The sequence below is a fragment of the Pelomonas cellulosilytica genome, assembly GCF_021353265.1.
Taxonomy (GTDB): Bacteria; Pseudomonadota; Gammaproteobacteria; order Burkholderiales; family Burkholderiaceae_C; genus Pelomonas; species Pelomonas cellulosilytica.
Genome location: NZ_JAJTWU010000007.1, coordinates 384,624 through 399,481 on the forward strand (window position 1 = coordinate 384,624; position 14,858 = coordinate 399,481).

16 protein-coding genes are annotated in these 14,858 nt (G+C 70.0%); 5 read left to right on the plus strand and 11 right to left on the minus strand.

Going from position 1 to position 14,858, the window contains the following annotated elements:
• Window positions 1-5: 5 nt before the first annotated feature.
• The 11 genes from LXT13_RS19025 to LXT13_RS19075 form a co-directional block, all read right to left on the minus strand.
• Entirely contained in the window at window positions 6-623 is a 618-nt protein-coding gene (locus tag LXT13_RS19025) for a 2-dehydro-3-deoxy-6-phosphogalactonate aldolase (RefSeq protein WP_233373528.1), read from the minus strand.
• A complete protein-coding gene (locus tag LXT13_RS19030) occupies window positions 623-1,528 on the minus strand; it encodes a 2-dehydro-3-deoxygalactonokinase (protein ID WP_233373529.1) in 906 nt (301 codons plus the stop codon). The genes LXT13_RS19025 and LXT13_RS19030 overlap by 1 nt, the downstream gene beginning before the upstream one ends.
• Window positions 1,528-2,676 (minus strand): galactonate dehydratase, encoded by a 1,149-nt coding sequence (gene dgoD / locus LXT13_RS19035; RefSeq protein ID WP_233373530.1) that lies wholly within the window; start codon window positions 2,674-2,676, stop codon window positions 1,528-1,530. Before dgoD ends, LXT13_RS19030 begins: the two co-directional genes overlap by 1 nt.
• A 401-nt stretch (window positions 2,677-3,077) precedes the next feature.
• On the minus strand, window positions 3,078-3,509 hold the full coding sequence (locus tag LXT13_RS19040; protein ID WP_233373531.1) for a nuclear transport factor 2 family protein: 432 nt from the start codon (window positions 3,507-3,509) through the stop codon (window positions 3,078-3,080).
• A 2-nt stretch (window positions 3,510-3,511) separates the two neighbouring features.
• Window positions 3,512-4,288: an SDR family NAD(P)-dependent oxidoreductase gene (locus LXT13_RS19045; protein ID WP_233373532.1), complete on the minus strand. Its 777-nt coding sequence runs from the start codon at window positions 4,286-4,288 to the stop codon at window positions 3,512-3,514.
• Window position 4,289: 1 nt separating this feature from the next.
• Entirely contained in the window at window positions 4,290-4,817 is a 528-nt protein-coding gene (locus tag LXT13_RS19050; RefSeq protein ID WP_233373533.1) for a DUF3833 domain-containing protein, read from the minus strand.
• Window positions 4,814-6,115, minus strand: coding sequence for an MFS transporter (locus tag LXT13_RS19055; RefSeq protein WP_233373534.1), 1,302 nt, complete (start codon window positions 6,113-6,115; stop codon window positions 4,814-4,816). Before LXT13_RS19055 ends, LXT13_RS19050 begins: the two co-directional genes overlap by 4 nt.
• 11 nt (window positions 6,116-6,126) lie before the next feature.
• The gene (locus tag LXT13_RS19060) at window positions 6,127-6,669 is read right to left on the minus strand and encodes a chalcone isomerase family protein (RefSeq protein ID WP_419964687.1); all 543 of its coding nucleotides are present in this window, start codon (window positions 6,667-6,669) and stop codon (window positions 6,127-6,129) included.
• Entirely contained in the window at window positions 6,666-7,916 is a 1,251-nt protein-coding gene (locus LXT13_RS19065) for an SAM-dependent methyltransferase (RefSeq protein ID WP_233373536.1), read from the minus strand. The genes LXT13_RS19060 and LXT13_RS19065 overlap by 4 nt, the downstream gene beginning before the upstream one ends.
• 2 nt (window positions 7,917-7,918) lie before the next feature.
• Window positions 7,919-8,680, minus strand: a complete 762-nt coding sequence (locus LXT13_RS19070) for a DUF1365 domain-containing protein (protein ID WP_233373537.1) — start codon at window positions 8,678-8,680, stop codon at window positions 7,919-7,921.
• Complete coding sequence (locus LXT13_RS19075; protein ID WP_233373538.1) at window positions 8,677-9,987, minus strand: NAD(P)/FAD-dependent oxidoreductase; 1,311 nt, start codon at window positions 9,985-9,987, stop codon at window positions 8,677-8,679. The genes LXT13_RS19070 and LXT13_RS19075 overlap by 4 nt, the downstream gene beginning before the upstream one ends.
• Before the next feature lie 123 nt (window positions 9,988-10,110).
• On the opposite strand from LXT13_RS19075, the gene LXT13_RS19080 reads away from it, so the two are divergent.
• The 5 genes from LXT13_RS19080 (at window position 10,111) to biuH (ending at window position 14,856) form a co-directional block, all read left to right on the plus strand.
• Window positions 10,111-10,752, plus strand: a complete 642-nt coding sequence (locus LXT13_RS19080) for a TetR/AcrR family transcriptional regulator (RefSeq protein WP_233373539.1) — start codon at window positions 10,111-10,113, stop codon at window positions 10,750-10,752.
• Window positions 10,753-10,966: 214 nt separating this feature from the next.
• Complete coding sequence (locus LXT13_RS19085) at window positions 10,967-12,085, plus strand: BMP family ABC transporter substrate-binding protein (RefSeq protein WP_233373540.1); 1,119 nt, start codon at window positions 10,967-10,969, stop codon at window positions 12,083-12,085.
• Window positions 12,086-12,121: 36 nt separating this feature from the next.
• Window positions 12,122-13,243 carry an ABC transporter permease gene (locus LXT13_RS19090; protein WP_233373541.1) on the plus strand — a complete coding sequence of 374 codons (1,122 nt, stop codon included), beginning with the start codon at window positions 12,122-12,124 and terminating at the stop codon, window positions 13,241-13,243.
• Complete coding sequence (locus tag LXT13_RS19095) at window positions 13,240-14,154, plus strand: ABC transporter permease (protein WP_233373542.1); 915 nt, start codon at window positions 13,240-13,242, stop codon at window positions 14,152-14,154. The genes LXT13_RS19090 and LXT13_RS19095 overlap by 4 nt, the downstream gene beginning before the upstream one ends.
• Before the next feature lie 9 nt (window positions 14,155-14,163).
• On the plus strand, window positions 14,164-14,856 hold the full coding sequence (biuH, locus tag LXT13_RS19100; protein ID WP_233373543.1) for a biuret amidohydrolase: 693 nt from the start codon (window positions 14,164-14,166) through the stop codon (window positions 14,854-14,856).
• Window positions 14,857-14,858: the final 2 nt, after the last annotated feature.

Consider the following 14,858-nt stretch of genomic DNA (forward strand, 5'->3'; position numbering starts at 1 on the left):
GGCTGTCAGAGCGCGCGCCAGGCGGCGGCGAAGGCGCGGGCGCGCTGCCCCACGGTCGTGGCATCCAGCCCCGGGCTGTAGAGCGCCGAGCCCAGGCCGAAGCCGGCGGCGCCGGCCTTCACGAACGGGGCCATCGTGTCGGGCGTGATGCCGCCGACGGGCAGCAGCTTCAGCTCGCGCGGCAGCACGGCGCGCATCGCCTTGACGATGGTGGGCGTGACGAGCTCGGCCGGGAAGAGCTTGACGGCATCGGCACCGGCATGGACCGCGGCGAAGGCCTCGGTCGGCGTGGCCGCGCCGGGCACGCAGAACAGGCCGCGCGCCTTGGCCGCGCCGATGACGGCCACGTCGCTATGCGGCATGACGATGAGCCGCCCGCCTGCGGCCTGAACGTCGGCCACGGCCTGCACGCTCAGCACGGTGCCGGCGCCGACGACGGTGTCTGCCGGCATGCGACGCGCCAAGCGGGCGATGGAGTCCAGCGCGTCGGGCGAGTTCAACGGCACCTCGATGACGCGGAAGCCTTCAGCATGCAGGCTGTCGGCGATGGCCTCGACCTCGTCGGGCTTGACGCCGCGCAGGATGGCGACGAGGGGCAGGTCTTGCAGGGCAGCGTTCAACATCAGATCAACTTCATGGTTAGCGCCAGCTGCCACAGGCCGGCCGGCGCGGTGTTGTCCAGCAGCAGCGGCGCGGGTGCGTCGAAGCGCGCGAGCGCCTGCACGTAGCGGCCACACAGTGCGGGGTCGCCCACCAGCGCCAGCCGCGTGCCGCGGTCGTGCAGCCCGTGCGCGATCTCGTGGCCTATCAGCAGGCCGGACAGGTAGTCGGGCAGTTGCTCCGGAGCCAGTTGCTTGAACAGCCCCAGCGTGCGCACGGCGAACAGCTGGTGGCCCAGGCCGCCGTCCTGCCGCGCGGCGTCCACGCCTTGCAGGAAGGCTTCGGGCGACGCAGGCGAGCTGCCGTCGGCGGGCATCAGCCGAGCCAGCACCGAGTGCTGGCGCAACAGCGCGAACAGCTCGCCGGTCATGTGCGTGGCAAAACCCGTCACGCGACCGGCCTTGACGCGCGCCCACTTGGAATGCGTGCCGGGCAGCACGAGGCAGGCGTCCTCCGCCAGCTCGGGCCGCAGCGCGAGTGCGCCGACGATCTGCGTCTCCTCACCGCGCATCACGTCGGGCTGGGCCGCGTCGTCGACGAGGCCAGGAATGATGCGCAGGCCATCGTCGATCGCCAGCGCCTGGCCGGCCAGTGCCGCGGCATCGGCCGGGCAGCGAACATAGGGCGCCTCGCGCCAGCCGTGCTGGCTGCCCACCATGCCGCAGGCCAGCAGCCGGAGCTGCGGCTGCTGCTCGCGCCAGCCGCCCACGAGGCCGGCCAGCGCTCGCGCGAACGCCTCGGCGCCGTGCAGCGTGGAAGCGCCATCGTCGGACTGGCGCGTCTGCAGTACGTCGCCGCCCTCGCCCATCAGGAAGGCGCGCAGCCGGGTGCTGCCCCAGTCCAGCGCGATCAGGCGGGCTTGCGACATCACCACTCGGCCACCGAGCCGTCGGCATGGCGCCAGACGGGGTTGCGCCAGTCGGGCGCCTGCTTGCTGGCCTCGACGACGCGCTCCTCGTCGATCTCGACGCCCAGGCCCGGCTTGCGCAGCGGGTTGATGAAGCCGTCCTCGATGCGGAAGTCGTCCTTGTTCTTGACGAAGTCCAGCAGCTCGGCCCCCTTGTTGTAGTGGATGCCCATGCTCTGTTCCTGCAGCACGGCGTTGTGCGAGACGAAGTCCACCGCCAGGCAGGCCGCCAACGCGACGGGGCCCAGCGGGCAGTGCGGCGCGAAGGCCACATCGTGCGCCTCGGCCATGCCGGCGATCTTGAAGCACTCGGTGATGCCACCGGCATGCGACAGGTCGGGCTGCACGATGGAGATGCCGCCGGCCTGGAACACGCGCTTGAAGTCGAAGCGCGAGAACATCCGCTCGCCCGCGGCCAGCGGAATGGCCGTGTACTCGGCCAGCCGCGCGTACTGCTCGGCCTGCTCGGCCAGCACCGGCTCCTCGACGAACAGCGGACGGTAAGGCTCCAGCGCCTTCAACAGCGGCTTGGCCATCGGCGCGGCGACGCGGCCGTGGAAGTCGATCCCGAACTCGATGTCCGAGCCGAATGCCTCACGGATCTCGGCGATGCGGGCCACCGCCTCGTCGATCTTGCGCGAGCTGTCGACGATGGCCAGCTCCTCGGTGCCATTCATCTTAAAGGTGTCGAAACCGCCTTCACGCAGCCGCTTGATGTCGCGGATGACGTCCGCCGGGCGGTCGCCGCCGACCCACGAGTAGACCTTCATCTTGTCGCGCACGAGACCGCCCAGCAGCTCGTAGACGGGCTGGCCCATGACCTTGCCCTTGATGTCCCACAGCGCCTGGTCGATGCCGGCGATGGCGCTCATCATGATCGGGCCGCCGCGGTAGAAGCCGGCGCGGTACATGACCTGCCACAAGTCGTTGATGCGCGCCGGGTCCTGGCCGACGACGTACTCGGACAGCTCGTGCACCGCCGCCTCGACGGTGCGCGCCCGCCCCTCGATGACGGGCTCGCCCCAGCCGACGACGCCTTCGTCGGTCTCGATCTTCAGGAACATCCACCGCGGCGGAACGCGGTACGTCGTGAGCTTGGTGATTCGCATGAGGCGGGAGACCGGTCTGTTCAAAACCCGAGCAGCTTAGGAGAAGCAGCTAGGTTTGATTTATCGAATCTCGCGCTCTTCCTATGCCGGGTTCATATAGCAGCCAAATGACGGTGCCGAGGCACCCCACCAGAATCAAGGGTTAACCCTTGCAACCCTAGGAAAAACCCTTAGAATGCAGGCGTCAAACAAAAGAAAGGGAAAGAAATGGAACTGCTGATCGTCACTCTCGCCTTCTGTGCCATCGCCATCGTGGGTCAATTCGGCGACACGCTCGGCCGCCGCCTCGGCGCCGCCGGCAAGTAAGCACCGGCACCGGCAGGCACTGCCTGCCCCCCCCACTCTGGCCACCGTCTCCCGGTGGCCTTTGTTTTTGCGGGACGCCCGGCGGCTGCGGCCGGTCAAGCCGGCTGCGGCGTGGCCAACCGGCGCCGCAGCGCCCGCATCAGCACGCCCAGCAAGGGCAGCTGCGCATACAGCTCCTCGGCCGCATCCCAGTAGTCGCGGTGCAGCACGACGCCGCCCGGCCCGTGGCGCAGGTGCGTGGCGCCGCGGATCTTCAAGACGTCGCCGCACGCGCGCACGAAGTGCAGCTCCCACGTCAGGAAGGCCTCGTCGCCTTCGCTCGCCGCCACCTGCACGACGAAGCGCGGGTCGACCAGCTCATCGAACATCTGCTCGAAGATGCGCCCGATGGCCCGCCGGCCGCGCACGTCGTTGAACGGATCCTTGAACGCGGCGGTCTCATCATACAGCGCCAGCAGCGCCGGCAGACTGTCGCGGGTCAGCCGCGTATAGGCATCGACGAGGCGTCGGGTGCGGGCGTCAGGCACGTTCAGGCTCCCGTAGTGCGGCGGACGGCGGCAAAGTACAGTGGGTCGGGCAGGCAGCGCAGCAGCCGCATCCAGGTGGTGAAGCGGCGCGGGAAGTTCATCTCGAAGCGCCCCTGCGCCCAGCCGCGCAGCATGTGCCCGGCCGCCTCGTCCGGCGAGATCAGCGCCGGCATCGCGAAATCGTTCTGCGCTGTCAGCGGTGTCTCGACGAAGCCGGGGTTCACGATGGACACGCCGATGCCGAGCGGGTGCAGGTCCAGGTACAGGTTCTCGGCGAGGTTGTTCAACGCGGCCTTGGTGGGGCCGTAGGCCAGCGACATCGGCAGGCCACGGTAGCCCGCCACGCTGCCGACCAGGCTCAGGTGGCCGCCGCGGGCGGTGGTCAGCGACGGCAGCAGCGCGTCCAGCAGGTGCAGAACACCCTCGTAGTTGACGGCCAAGTGACGCGCCATTTCCGCATGGTCGAACGCCGTCGCGCGTTGCGCGCGGTAGTGGCCGGCGCAGTACAGCACCATCGCTGGCACGCCGCCGGCGTGCTGCAGCACGGCTTGCGTGGCGGCCTGGACGGCGTCGTGCTGCGTGACGTCGAGCGGCAGCGCGATGCTGCCCGGATGCTCGCTGGCGAACGCGGCCAGTGGCGCCGACTGCCGGGCCGACACGACAACGCGCGCGCCCTGCCGGTGCAGCGCAGCCGCCGTCGCGCGGCCGATACCGGAAGACGCGCCGATAACCCAGGCCCACCGGCCGGTCCAATCGCGCAAGGGAGGGTTAAGTGCCATCTCAGTGCTTGGTGATGACCAGCGTCACGTCGCCCAGGTGCAGGCCCAGCTTGCTCATCACGGAGCGGTTGAGCACCGTGCGCTCGTCCATGAGGAACATCCAGTCGTCCAGTGCCACATCCCAGACGCGGCCGTCCACCGGCAGGGCCAGCGTGTAGGCCCAGCGCAGCGCATTGCCGGCGCTCTCGCCGCTGGCCGTGCCGACGATGTCGTCGGCCGTGCCCGTGAAGCGACCTCCGCTCAGTGCCTGCAGCCGCCAGATGCGGCGCTGCGTGCTGCCGTCGCTGTAGGTGAAGTGCTCGTCCAGCGTACCGCGGTCGCCCTCCCAATGCCCGGTCATGCGGACACTGAAGCGCTTGACGACGCGGCCGGCGCGGTCAGTGAACAGGCCCTGGGCGGTCAGCTCTCCGTCGAAGAAGCGGCGCAGGTCGAAGGTCGGTTGCTCGCGGGCGTAGTCCTGCACGGTGGGGCCGGCGCAGCCGGCGAGTGCGAGAGCCGCGACAAGGAGGCTGCGGCGCAATAGGTTCATTCGCGTTCCTTCCAGCGGGGGTTGAGGCGCTCGGCCCGCCACAGTGCGGCGGCGGCGGCGAGCTTGAGCACACAGGGCAGCCCGCCATAGGCCCAGGCCAGGGCCTGCAGACCGGCGGCGTCGGCACTGCCGGTGCGGTAGCCGGCAAAGCCCAGCAGCGGCAGCACCAGCCCGGCGGCCAGAGCCAGGTTGAGCTTGGTGGCGAAAGCCCACCAGCCGAGGTAGCGGCCCTCGTCGCGGCCGGCGCCGCCGCCCTGTTGGATGACGCCGGTCAGCAGCGCGCCGGGCAGCGCCAGGTCGGCGCCCAGTGCCAGCCCACTGGCCACGCAGATGGCTGCAAACGCCAGGCCGTCGCCGGCGCCGATCCACGGCGTCGCCGCAAAGGCCACCACGGTAGCCACCATGCCCGCCCGCCAGACGGGCGCCGCACCCCAGCGCGCCGCTGCGCGCACCCACAACGGCAGCCCGGCCACGGCGGAGGCGAAGTAGGCCAGCAGCAGCACCGGCTGCCACTGCGGCAACTGGAGCCGGTCGGCCACGAAGAAGGGCAGCAGAGTCGCCGGGATAGCGGCAGCGATGCCATTGAGCACGAAGACGGCCAGCAACTGGCGGAACGCTGGCACACGCCACGGCGACGCCGGCGCTGCTGCCACGCCCGGACCGGCCGGCGCCGCAGCCGCGGGCGGCGGCACACGCCGCAGGCCCGCCAGCCCCAGCCCGAGGAGCGCCGCCAGCGCGAGGCTGGTGGCCGGCCAGCCCAGCCAGGCGGGCAAGGCGCTGGCCAGCAGCACACCCACAAGCGTGCCGCCCTCACGCCAGCCAGTGACGCGGGCGCGCAGCGCCGGGCCGCCGCCCCAGCGTGTGCCCCAGCTCTGGTGCAGGATGGTCGCGGCGCTGTAGGCCAGCGTGCACAGGAGCAGCGCGCCGGCCAGCCAGCCGATCACGAGGGAAGGCGCCCCAGCCGGCGGTTGCCACAGCGCCGCGAAGGCCAGCGCCAGCACGATGGCGCACAGGCCCGCCGCCCGCCAAGCCACGGTGGCACCGGCATCAAAACACCGGTCGGCGAGCCGGCCCAACGCCGGGTCCACGACGGCGTCCAGCAGTCGCACGCCCAGCATGACGGCGCCGATGGCTGACAGCGGCAACCCCAGCACCGACGCGTAGTGAAACGGCAACTGCACGTAAAGCGGCAGCGACACGAAGGCCAGCGGCAGTGCCAGCGCCGCATACGCGCACCCCGGCCGCCAGCCCAGCGTGGGCGGCGGTGCGGGGAGCACGGTGGCGGACGCGGCGGACATGGCGTGGCGTGTCAGCGGGAGCCGCCCAGCAGCGAATCGCGCAGCGCGGGCGCCGAGGTCTGGCGCGCCAGCCAGATGCCGAAGAAGAGCCGGGCGTAGTCGGCGTCCAGCACCTCGGCCGTCTGCCGGCCGTTGTGGAAGAAGCGCACCTGGCCCTCGCCCTCATGCAGGCCCAGCAGGCGGTCACCGGCCGCGACGTCGGGGAAGGCCTGCCTCATCAACGCGAGCCAGCGCTTGGCCTGCGTGTCATCGAAGGGGCCGACGCGGCGCATCTCGGCGACGGAGCGCTCGGCGATGGCCTGGCCTTCCAGCCGCCGGTCATAGACCAGCTCGAGCGCGAACGGCTGGCGGGCGTAGGTGTCGGGCTCGAAGCCAGGCTCCACCCACAGCCGCGCCTCATAGACGCGCAGGCCGAAGAAGCGCAGCACGCCGCTGCCCTGCAGGCGGGCCTGCGGCAGCGCGGCGCGCAATTCTGCGGGCGGAGTGGCTTGGGCGGTGGCAACGGTCATGGTGCAGAGGCCAGGCGTGGCGGCAAGGAGTTGGCGCCGCTTCATGGCGCGGGCTTGCGGAGCGTGAACTGGACGACATCGGTGCTGCCGGTGTCGAAGGCGGCCTCGCAGTAGGCGAGGTAGAACGCCCAGATGCGCTGGAAGCGGCGGTCGAAGCCCTGACGCTGCACGCGATCGAGCTTGGCCTCGAAGTCGGCGCGCCATCGCCGCAGCGTCTCGGCGTAGTCGGCACCGAAGGCCAGGCGGTTCTCGACGACGAAGCCGGCGCGGCGCGCCTCGGCCTCGAAAGCCGACGGGCTGGGTAGCAGGCCGCCCGGGAAGATGTACTGCTGGATGAAGTCGGTGGACTTCAGGTAGCGGGGGAACAAGTCGTCGCGAATCGTGATGGTCTGGATACAGGCATGGCCGCCGGGCTTCAGGCACGCGTTGAGCGCCTGGAAGTAGCTGCGCCAGTACTCGTGGCCCACGGCCTCGAACATCTCTATGGAGACGACCGCGTCGAACGGGTGGCCTGCATGGCGGGCGGCGAGATCGCGATAGTCCATGTGCAGCAGCTGCACCTGCGCGTCCAGGCCCGCATCCTGAATGCGTTCCCGGCCCCAGCGCAACTGCTCGGCCGACAGCGTGATGCCGGTGACCTGCGCACCGAACTCGGCTGCCGCCAGCTCCGCGAGGCCGCCCCAGCCGCAACCGATCTCCAGCACCCGCGAGCCGGCCTCCACGCGCGCCTCGCGCAGCGCGCGGCGCGACTTGGCCTGCTGCGCGGAGAGCAAGTCCACGCCTCGCGGGTCGCGGCCCTCGAACCAGGCGGCGCTGTAGCTCATGCCCGGGTCCAGCCACAGGCGGTAGAACTCGTTGCCGAGGTCGTAGTGCGCATGGATGTTGCGCGCGCTGCCGGCCCGGGAATTGCGCCGCAGCAAGTGGCGCAGGCGGTAGGCCAGGCGCCCCCACCAGCGGCCGTAAATGAGGCCCTCGATGTGCTCGCGGTTGACGAGGGCCAGGCGCAGCAGCGCGGTGAGGTCGGGGCTGTCCCACTGGCCGTCGATGTAGCTCTCGGCAAAGCCTATGTCGCCGGACTGCAGCGTGCGCTCGGCCATCGCCCAGTCGCGCAGCAGCACGGTGGCGCGGGGCTCCGCGCTGGCGGTCGATGGCAGGCGCTGCACGCTGCCATCAGGCAGGCGCAGCTCCAGCTGGCCGTGCGGCAGGCGCTCCAGCAGCCGCAGCAGGCGGCGGGCGGCCCAGGGCGCGCGGGCGGGAGTGGCGGAGGCGGTGAGAGTGGAAGGCGTGCTCATGCTTATCGGCTCACGAAGTGCTGAGGCGGCTGGGGCTTGGTGAAGAAAGGGACGCGCTTGACCCACAGTCGCGCGGCCTGCCAGTGGATGCGCAGGACGACGCCCAGGGTCAGGAAGGGCATGGCAAGGACGGCACGGCGCACCCGCGCCGGCGTGAGCGCCGACAGCGCGCCCGACACGCTGGTCTGCAGCAGCGGGCCTTCGGCGTCGTGCAGGTCCACACGGGCCACCGCCCGGTCGCCTGCTCGCTCGAAGCGGAAGCGGTACTCGCCGTCGACCGCGCAGAACGGCGACACGTGGAAGACCTTGCGCGCGCTGCGCTCCTGGCCCCAGGCCGGCGCGTCGAGCAGATAGCCGTGACGTTCGCCGAAGGTGTTGTTGACTTCGGCCAGCACCGCGGCCAGCGAGCCGTCGGCGCGGTGTGCGTACCAGAAGCTCACCGGCTTGAAGACATAGCCCAGCATGCGGGGAAAGGTCTGCAGCCAGACCTCGCCGTCAGCATCGGTGATGCCCTCCTGCGCTAGCAGCCGCTCGAACCAGGCCAGCGCGTCAGGGCCGCCATCGCCATGGTCGCGGTCGTGGAAGCTGAGCCAGCCGCGGCCGTTGCGGTTCAACGCGGCGCAGGGCTCGCGGCGCAGCCGGCGCAGCGGCAACTGCAGGAAGCAGGTCGGGTAGCGGAACTCGTGTGCCACCGGCCGCAGGCGGCGGTGCCACACGGTACCGACGGCGATCTGCGGCCCGCCTTCTTCGCTCGCACCGCTCATGCCGCGCTCCGTGCCGCCGCGTCGCGCAGTGCCTGCAGCACGCCGTCGGCCGCCTGCTGGCCGGCACGCAGGCCGTCCTCGTGGAAGCCATAGCCGCACCATGCACCGCAGAACCAGGTGCGCTGCCGGCCCTGCAGTTCATCCACGCGGCGCTGCGCCTGCAGCGCGGCCAGGTCGAACACCGGATGCGCGTACTCGATGCGCTGATGCACGTGGCGCTCATCGATGGCGCGGGTGGGGTTGAGCGACACAATGACCGGCTGCTGCCACGGCAGCGGCTGCAGCCGGTTGATGAGGTAGTGCAGGCAGACCTGCGCCTGCTCCCGGCCGGCGTCGATGGCACGTTCGTAGTTCCATGCCGCCCAGGCGGCACGGCGCTGCGGCAGCACGGCGGTGTCGCCATGCAGTACCGCCGTGTTGGGCTGGTAGCGAATGGCGCCCAACACGGCGCGCTCGTCGGCGCTGGCCTCGCCGCCCAGCAGGGCCAGCGCCTGGTCGCTGTGGCAGGCCATCACGACGGCATCGAAGGATTCGCTGCCGCGCGCCGTCAGCACGCGCACATGGTGCTCGGCGCGCTGCAGCCCCAGCACGGGCGCATTCAGCCGCGCGTCCGGCAGACCGGAGACGACGCGGCGCACGTACTCGCGCGAGCCGCCCTTGACCGTGTACCACTGCGGCCGGTCCGTCACCTGGATGAGACCGTGGTTGTGGCAGAAGCGGATCAGTGTGCCGATCGGGAAGCGCAGCATCTGGTCTGTCGGGCAGGACCAGATGCAGCCGATCATCGGCAGCAGGTAGTGCTCGCGGAAGCGCCGGGTGAAGCGGTGCGCGTCGAGGAAGTCGCCGATGGCGCCCTGCAGCGCGGCGTCGTCACCCCGTTCGGCCAGTGCGGTGGTGAGGCGGTTGAAGCGCAGGATCTCGGCCAGCATGCGCCAGAAGCCCGGCCGCAGCAGGTTGCGGCGCTGCGCGAACACGGTGTTCAGCGAACTGCCGCTCCACTCGAGCCCCGCGCGCCCGTCGGGCCGCGGCACCTGCACTGAGAACGACATGTCCGATGCCACTGTCTCCACGTCCAGCTCCGAAAACAGCTGGATCAGCCGCGGGTAGGTGCGCTCGTTGTAGACAAGGAAGCCGGTGTCCACGCCATGCATGACACCTTCCAGCGTCAGGTCGACCGTGTTGGCATGGCCGCCGAAATGCGCGCCGGCCTCGAACAGCGTGACGTGATGGTCGCCGGGCGCCGCGGCGAGTCGGTGCGCCGCCGCAAGACCTGCGATTCCTGACCCGACGACGGCGATGCGACCCATGGAATTCCTCGGCTTGAACTGCAAAGAGCAATTCGTGAACTAATGAGTTCACACAATAACCCATCAGTTCAACTTTTGCACTACCTCGTTTTCACGACAGCCTGGACGGTCTAGAATTCCGGCATGGGTGCTCGTGCGTCGATTCGGGATCAGTTGCAGCGTGTTCGTCAGGACGCCATCGTCGGCGCCGTCAACCGGCTGCTCGCCACCAAGGGCTACGACGCGATGACCGTGGACGAGGTGGCCGCAGAGGCCGGCCTGGCCAAGGCCAGCCTCTACAAGCTGTTCACGTCCAAGGAAGAACTGGCGGGCGCCGCGATGGTGGGCGTGCTGGATCGGGCGCTCGCCTTTGTCGACGAACTGCGGACCCAGGCGGAGCAGCGGGTGGACAGCAGCGAGCCCGTGAGGGCGCTGGACCAGCTGAAGGCTGTCACCCGCTGGGCCATGCAGACACAGCTGGAAGGCGAGATGCCGACGCTGCCGGCGCACAACTCCAGCCTGAGCGCCTGCCTGCAGTCCAACGATGCCTACATGGACCGGCTGATCTCGCTCAGCAACCGACTGGGCATCTGGATCACCGAGGCGCAGACCAGCGGCCAGCTCAGCACGGCGCTGCCGCCTGAACTGGTGCTCTACACGCTGTTCGCGCGCGCCTGCGACCCGGTGGTCGCGCTGCTGAAGGACTCCGGCCAGTACACGCACGCGCAGATCCTCGACTGGGTCACATCCACGACCTTTGACGGCCTGACGCCGCGCGGCGCCTGACTCGCCTGTCGCACGCCATCTGCGTGCCTGCACGCCCCCAATTCGCGCCTCGTCGGCGCCCATTGCGCACCGCCGCCGTGCGCGGCTGAGCGCCGCACCCTCGCCCTTCCCGGGATGACTGGGCTGGCATGGCGCCTGCTTGTATACAGGCTCGAACACCGCCCGGAACGCAACCGGGCATCTTGTCGGGTCGAACTACTTCAGGAGTGCCGAGATGACGCGATCGCAATGGAACCGCCGGGACTGGCTGGGCAATGTGGGGGCCGCAGGCGCCGGGCTGATGACCGCCGGCTGGAGCGGCCTGGCGCTGGCCCAGAAGCCGCTGACCGTGGGCTTCATCTACGTCGGCCCGCGTGACGACTACGGCTACAACCAGGCTCATGCGGAGTCCGCCGCGCTGCTGAAGAAGATGCCCGGCATCAAGGTCGTCGAGGAGGAGAACGTCCCCGAGACGAACGCCGTGCAGAAGACGATGCAGGGCATGATTGCCCAGGACGGCGCGTCGCTGCTGTTTCCGACGTCGTTCGGCTACTTCGACCCGCACATCCTGGCGTTGGCGCCCAAGTACCCCAACGTGCGCTTTGCCCACTGCGGCGGCCTGTGGAACGAGGCCAAGCACCCGAAGAATGCCGGCAGCTTCTTCGGCTACATCGACGAGGCGCAGTACCTGAACGGCGTTGTCGCGGCGCATGTGTCGAAGAGCAAGAAGCTCGGCTTCATCGCCGCCAAGCCCATCCCGCAGGTGCTGCGCAACATCAACGCGTTCACGATGGGCGCGCGCAGCGTGAACCCGGCCATCACGACGACGGTCATCTTTACCGGCGACTGGAGCATGCCCGTCAAGGAAGCCGAGGCCACCAACAGCCTGGCGGACCAGGGTGTGGACGTGTTCACGATGCACGTGGACGGCCCCAAGGTCATCGTCGAGACGGCGGCCAAGCGCGGCAAGTCCGTCTGCGGCTACCACGCCAGCCAGGCCAAGCTGGCGCCGCAGGCCTACCTGACGGGCGCGGAGTGGAACTGGATCACCGCTTACAAGCAGATCGTCGAGGCCGCGCAGACCGGCAAGCCGCATCCGAACTTCGTGCGCGGCGGACTGAAGGACGGCTTCGTCAAGAGCAGCCCCTATGGCAGCTCGGTGCCCGAGGGTGCGCGCAAGCAGGCTGAAGCGGTGCGAGCCGAGATGCTCAAGGGCAGCTTCGACATCTTCAAGGGCGAGCTGAAGGACAACACCGGCAAGGTCGTCATCGCCAAGGGCCAGGTCTTCAAGCAGACCGACATGGCGCTTGAAGGCATGAACTACCTCGTCGAAGGCGTCATCGGCAAGGTCTGACCCCACTTCACTTCAACGTCACGCCGGGAGCCCGCCATGGCCGCGTCACGAGCTCAAGGAATCGCCGAAGCCCTGCTGCTGCCGGTCTTCGCGCTGACGGCAGCGCTGCTGCTGTTCGGCGTCTTCGTCTGGCTGGGCGGCACCAGCCCGGTCGAGGCGTGGAAGCTGCTGTTCCTCGGCGCCTTCGGCGATGCGTTCTCGTGGCAGAACACGCTGCTGCGCGCCGCACCGCTGATGCTGACCGCGCTGGCCGTGGCCCTGCCGGCGCAGGCGGGCCTGACGCTGATCGGCGGCGAGGGGGCGCTGGTGCTGGGTGCGCTGGGCTGTGCGGGGCTGCCCTATCTGTTCGCACCGCCAGGCAACGCGCTGGGCAGCGCGATGGTGCTGGGGGCGGGCGCACTGATGGGCGGCGCGTGGGTGTGGCTGGCCGGCTGGCTACGGCAGTGGCGCGGCGTCAACGAGACGATCTCCAGCCTGCTGCTCAGCTACATCGCCATCGCGCTGTTCAAGCATTTCGTCGAAGGCCCGATGCGCGACCCAGCGAGCCTGAACAAGCCGTCCACGCATCCGCTGGCCGAGGCGCTACGCATCGGTCCCATCATGGGCGACGCGGCGATGGAGTCGTGGTTGGGCGACGTGCACTGGGGCCTCGTCATCGGCGTCGTCGCCTGCGTGGCCTGCGGTGCGTGGCTGAGCTTCAGTGCGTCCGGCTTTTCGATGCGCGTCGTGGGCGGCAACGCCCGCACCGCGCGGCTGGTGGGCCTGCCCACCGACCGGCTCATCCTGCTGGCCTGCGCGCTCGGTGGCGCGGCCGCGGGCCTGGCCGGTGCCATCGAAGTGGCTGCGGTGCACACGGCGGCGAATGCCTCCGTCATCGCCGGCCTGGGCTACACGGGCATCCTGGTGAGCTTCGTCGCGCGCCACAACCCCTGGGCCATCCCGCCGGTGGCCGTGCTCTTCGGGGGCTTCGCGGCGTCGGGCAGCCTGCTGCAGCGCCGGCTGGAGTTGCCGGACGCCTCGGTTCTCGTGCTGCAGGGTTTCGCCTTCGTCTTCATCCTCGCGGCCGAAGCCCTGCGTGGGCGCTTGTTCGCGTCGCGTGCTGCTGCCGCCAGGCCGGCGCCCGCCGCGCCTGTCGCCACCGCCCAGGGGGTCGCATGAGCATCGCATCGGACCTGCTGCTCGCCGTCGTCGGCGGCGCCTTGCGCGTCGGCACGCCCTTCCTCTTCGTCAGCCTCGGCGAGTGCCTGACGGAGAAAAGCGGCCGCATCAACCTGGGTCTCGAGGGCGTGCTCGTCTTCAGCGCGATGGCCGGCTTCGGCGGCGCCTACCTGACCGGCTCGCCGTGGCTGGGCGTGCTGGCGGCCATGGCCTTCGGCGCGCTGCTGGCGCTGCTGCACGGGCTGCTGTGCTCGCTGCCGCGCGTGTCGGACATCGCGACCGGCATCGCACTGATGCTGCTGGGCGCGGGCCTGGCCTTCTACCTCGGCAAGCCGCTGATCCAGCCGCAGGCGCCGCAGATCCCGTCGCTGCCGCTGGGTGCGTGGAGCGACTCGCCCGCCGTGCAGACGGCGCTGTCGGTCAACGCCCTCTTCCCCATCGGCGTGGCGCTCTCGGGGCTGATGGCCTGGGGCTTCAGGAACACGCGCTGGGGCCTGGTCGTGCGCATGGCCGGCGACAGCAGCGATGCCGCCCGCGCGCTGGGCTACTCGGTCAACGGCGTGCGCATCGCCGCGACGATGGCCGGCGGCGCGATTGCCGGTCTCGGTGGCGCGTCGCTGTCGCTGTATTACCCGGGCAGCTGGAACGAGGGCCTGTCCAGCGGGCAGGGGCTGATCGCGGTCGCGCTCGTCATCTTCGCCCGCTGGCATCCGTGGCGCTGCCTGGGCGCGGCGCTGCTGTTCGGCGGCGCCGGCGCCATCGGCCCAGCGCTGCAGAGCGTCGGCATCGGCGGCGGCTACTACCTGTTCAACGCGATGCCCTATGTGCTGACGCTGGTCATCCTGGTCGCCACCTGCTCGCCCAGCCAGGCGCTCAAGGGTGCGCCCGCCGAACTCGGCGTCTCTCGATAAGTCCACGCCATGCCGACGCTGCGCTCCGAACCCTATGCCTGGCCCTTCGACGGCGACTTCACGCCGAAGAACGCCGCGCTGGTCATCATCGACATGCAGACCGACTTCTGCGGTGTTGGCGGCTATGTCGACAAGATGGGCTACGACCTGTCGCTGACGCGCGCGCCCATCGAGCCGCTGCAGCGCCTGCTGGCCGAAGCCCGCCGCGTCGGCCTGCATGTCATCCACACCCGCGAGGGCCACCGGCCGGACCTGGCCGACCTGCCGGCCAACAAGCGGTGGCGCTCGAGGCAGATCGGCGAGAGCGGCCGCGGCATCGGCGATGCCGGCCCCTGCGGCCGCATCCTCGTGCGTGGTGAACCGGGCTGGGACATCATTCCCGAGCTTTACCCCATCGCCGGCGAGCCCATCATCGACAAGCCCGGCAAGGGCAGCTTCTACGCGACGGACCTGGAGCTGGTGCTGCACACGCGCGGCATCCGCAACCTCATGCTGACCGGCATCACGACGGATGTGTGCGTGCACACGACGATGCGCGAGGCCAACGACCGCGGCTTCGAGTGCCTGATGCTGTCGGACTGCACCGGAGCGACAGACCGCGGCAACCACGAGGCCGCGCTGAAGATGATCCAGATGCAAGGCGGCGTGTTCGGCGCCGTCGCGGATTCGTCTGCCGTCCTGACGCTGCTCAAGGAGTTCTGAGC

Coding starts and splice junctions, on each gene's coding strand:
- LXT13_RS19060 (WP_419964687.1), bottom strand. CDS start 6,669: ATGAAGCGGCGCCAACTCCTTGCCGCCACGCCTGGCCTCTGCACCATG.
- LXT13_RS19085 (WP_233373540.1), top strand. CDS start 10,967: ATGACGCGATCGCAATGGAACCGCCGGGACTGGCTGGGCAATGTGGGG.
- LXT13_RS19050 (WP_233373533.1), bottom strand. CDS start 4,817: ATGAACCTATTGCGCCGCAGCCTCCTTGTCGCGGCTCTCGCACTCGCC.
- LXT13_RS19080 (WP_233373539.1), top strand. CDS start 10,111: ATGGGTGCTCGTGCGTCGATTCGGGATCAGTTGCAGCGTGTTCGTCAG.
- LXT13_RS19095 (WP_233373542.1), top strand. CDS start 13,240: ATGAGCATCGCATCGGACCTGCTGCTCGCCGTCGTCGGCGGCGCCTTG.
- LXT13_RS19045 (WP_233373532.1), bottom strand. CDS start 4,288: ATGGCACTTAACCCTCCCTTGCGCGATTGGACCGGCCGGTGGGCCTGG.
- LXT13_RS19065 (WP_233373536.1), bottom strand. CDS start 7,916: ATGAGCACGCCTTCCACTCTCACCGCCTCCGCCACTCCCGCCCGCGCG.
- LXT13_RS19030 (WP_233373529.1), bottom strand. CDS start 1,528: ATGTCGCAAGCCCGCCTGATCGCGCTGGACTGGGGCAGCACCCGGCTG.
- biuH (WP_233373543.1), top strand. CDS start 14,164: ATGCCGACGCTGCGCTCCGAACCCTATGCCTGGCCCTTCGACGGCGAC.
- LXT13_RS19090 (WP_233373541.1), top strand. CDS start 12,122: ATGGCCGCGTCACGAGCTCAAGGAATCGCCGAAGCCCTGCTGCTGCCG.
- LXT13_RS19025 (WP_233373528.1), bottom strand. CDS start 623: ATGTTGAACGCTGCCCTGCAAGACCTGCCCCTCGTCGCCATCCTGCGC.
- LXT13_RS19055 (WP_233373534.1), bottom strand. CDS start 6,115: ATGTCCGCCGCGTCCGCCACCGTGCTCCCCGCACCGCCGCCCACGCTG.
- LXT13_RS19070 (WP_233373537.1), bottom strand. CDS start 8,680: ATGAGCGGTGCGAGCGAAGAAGGCGGGCCGCAGATCGCCGTCGGTACC.
- dgoD (WP_233373530.1), bottom strand. CDS start 2,676: ATGCGAATCACCAAGCTCACGACGTACCGCGTTCCGCCGCGGTGGATG.
- LXT13_RS19075 (WP_233373538.1), bottom strand. CDS start 9,987: ATGGGTCGCATCGCCGTCGTCGGGTCAGGAATCGCAGGTCTTGCGGCG.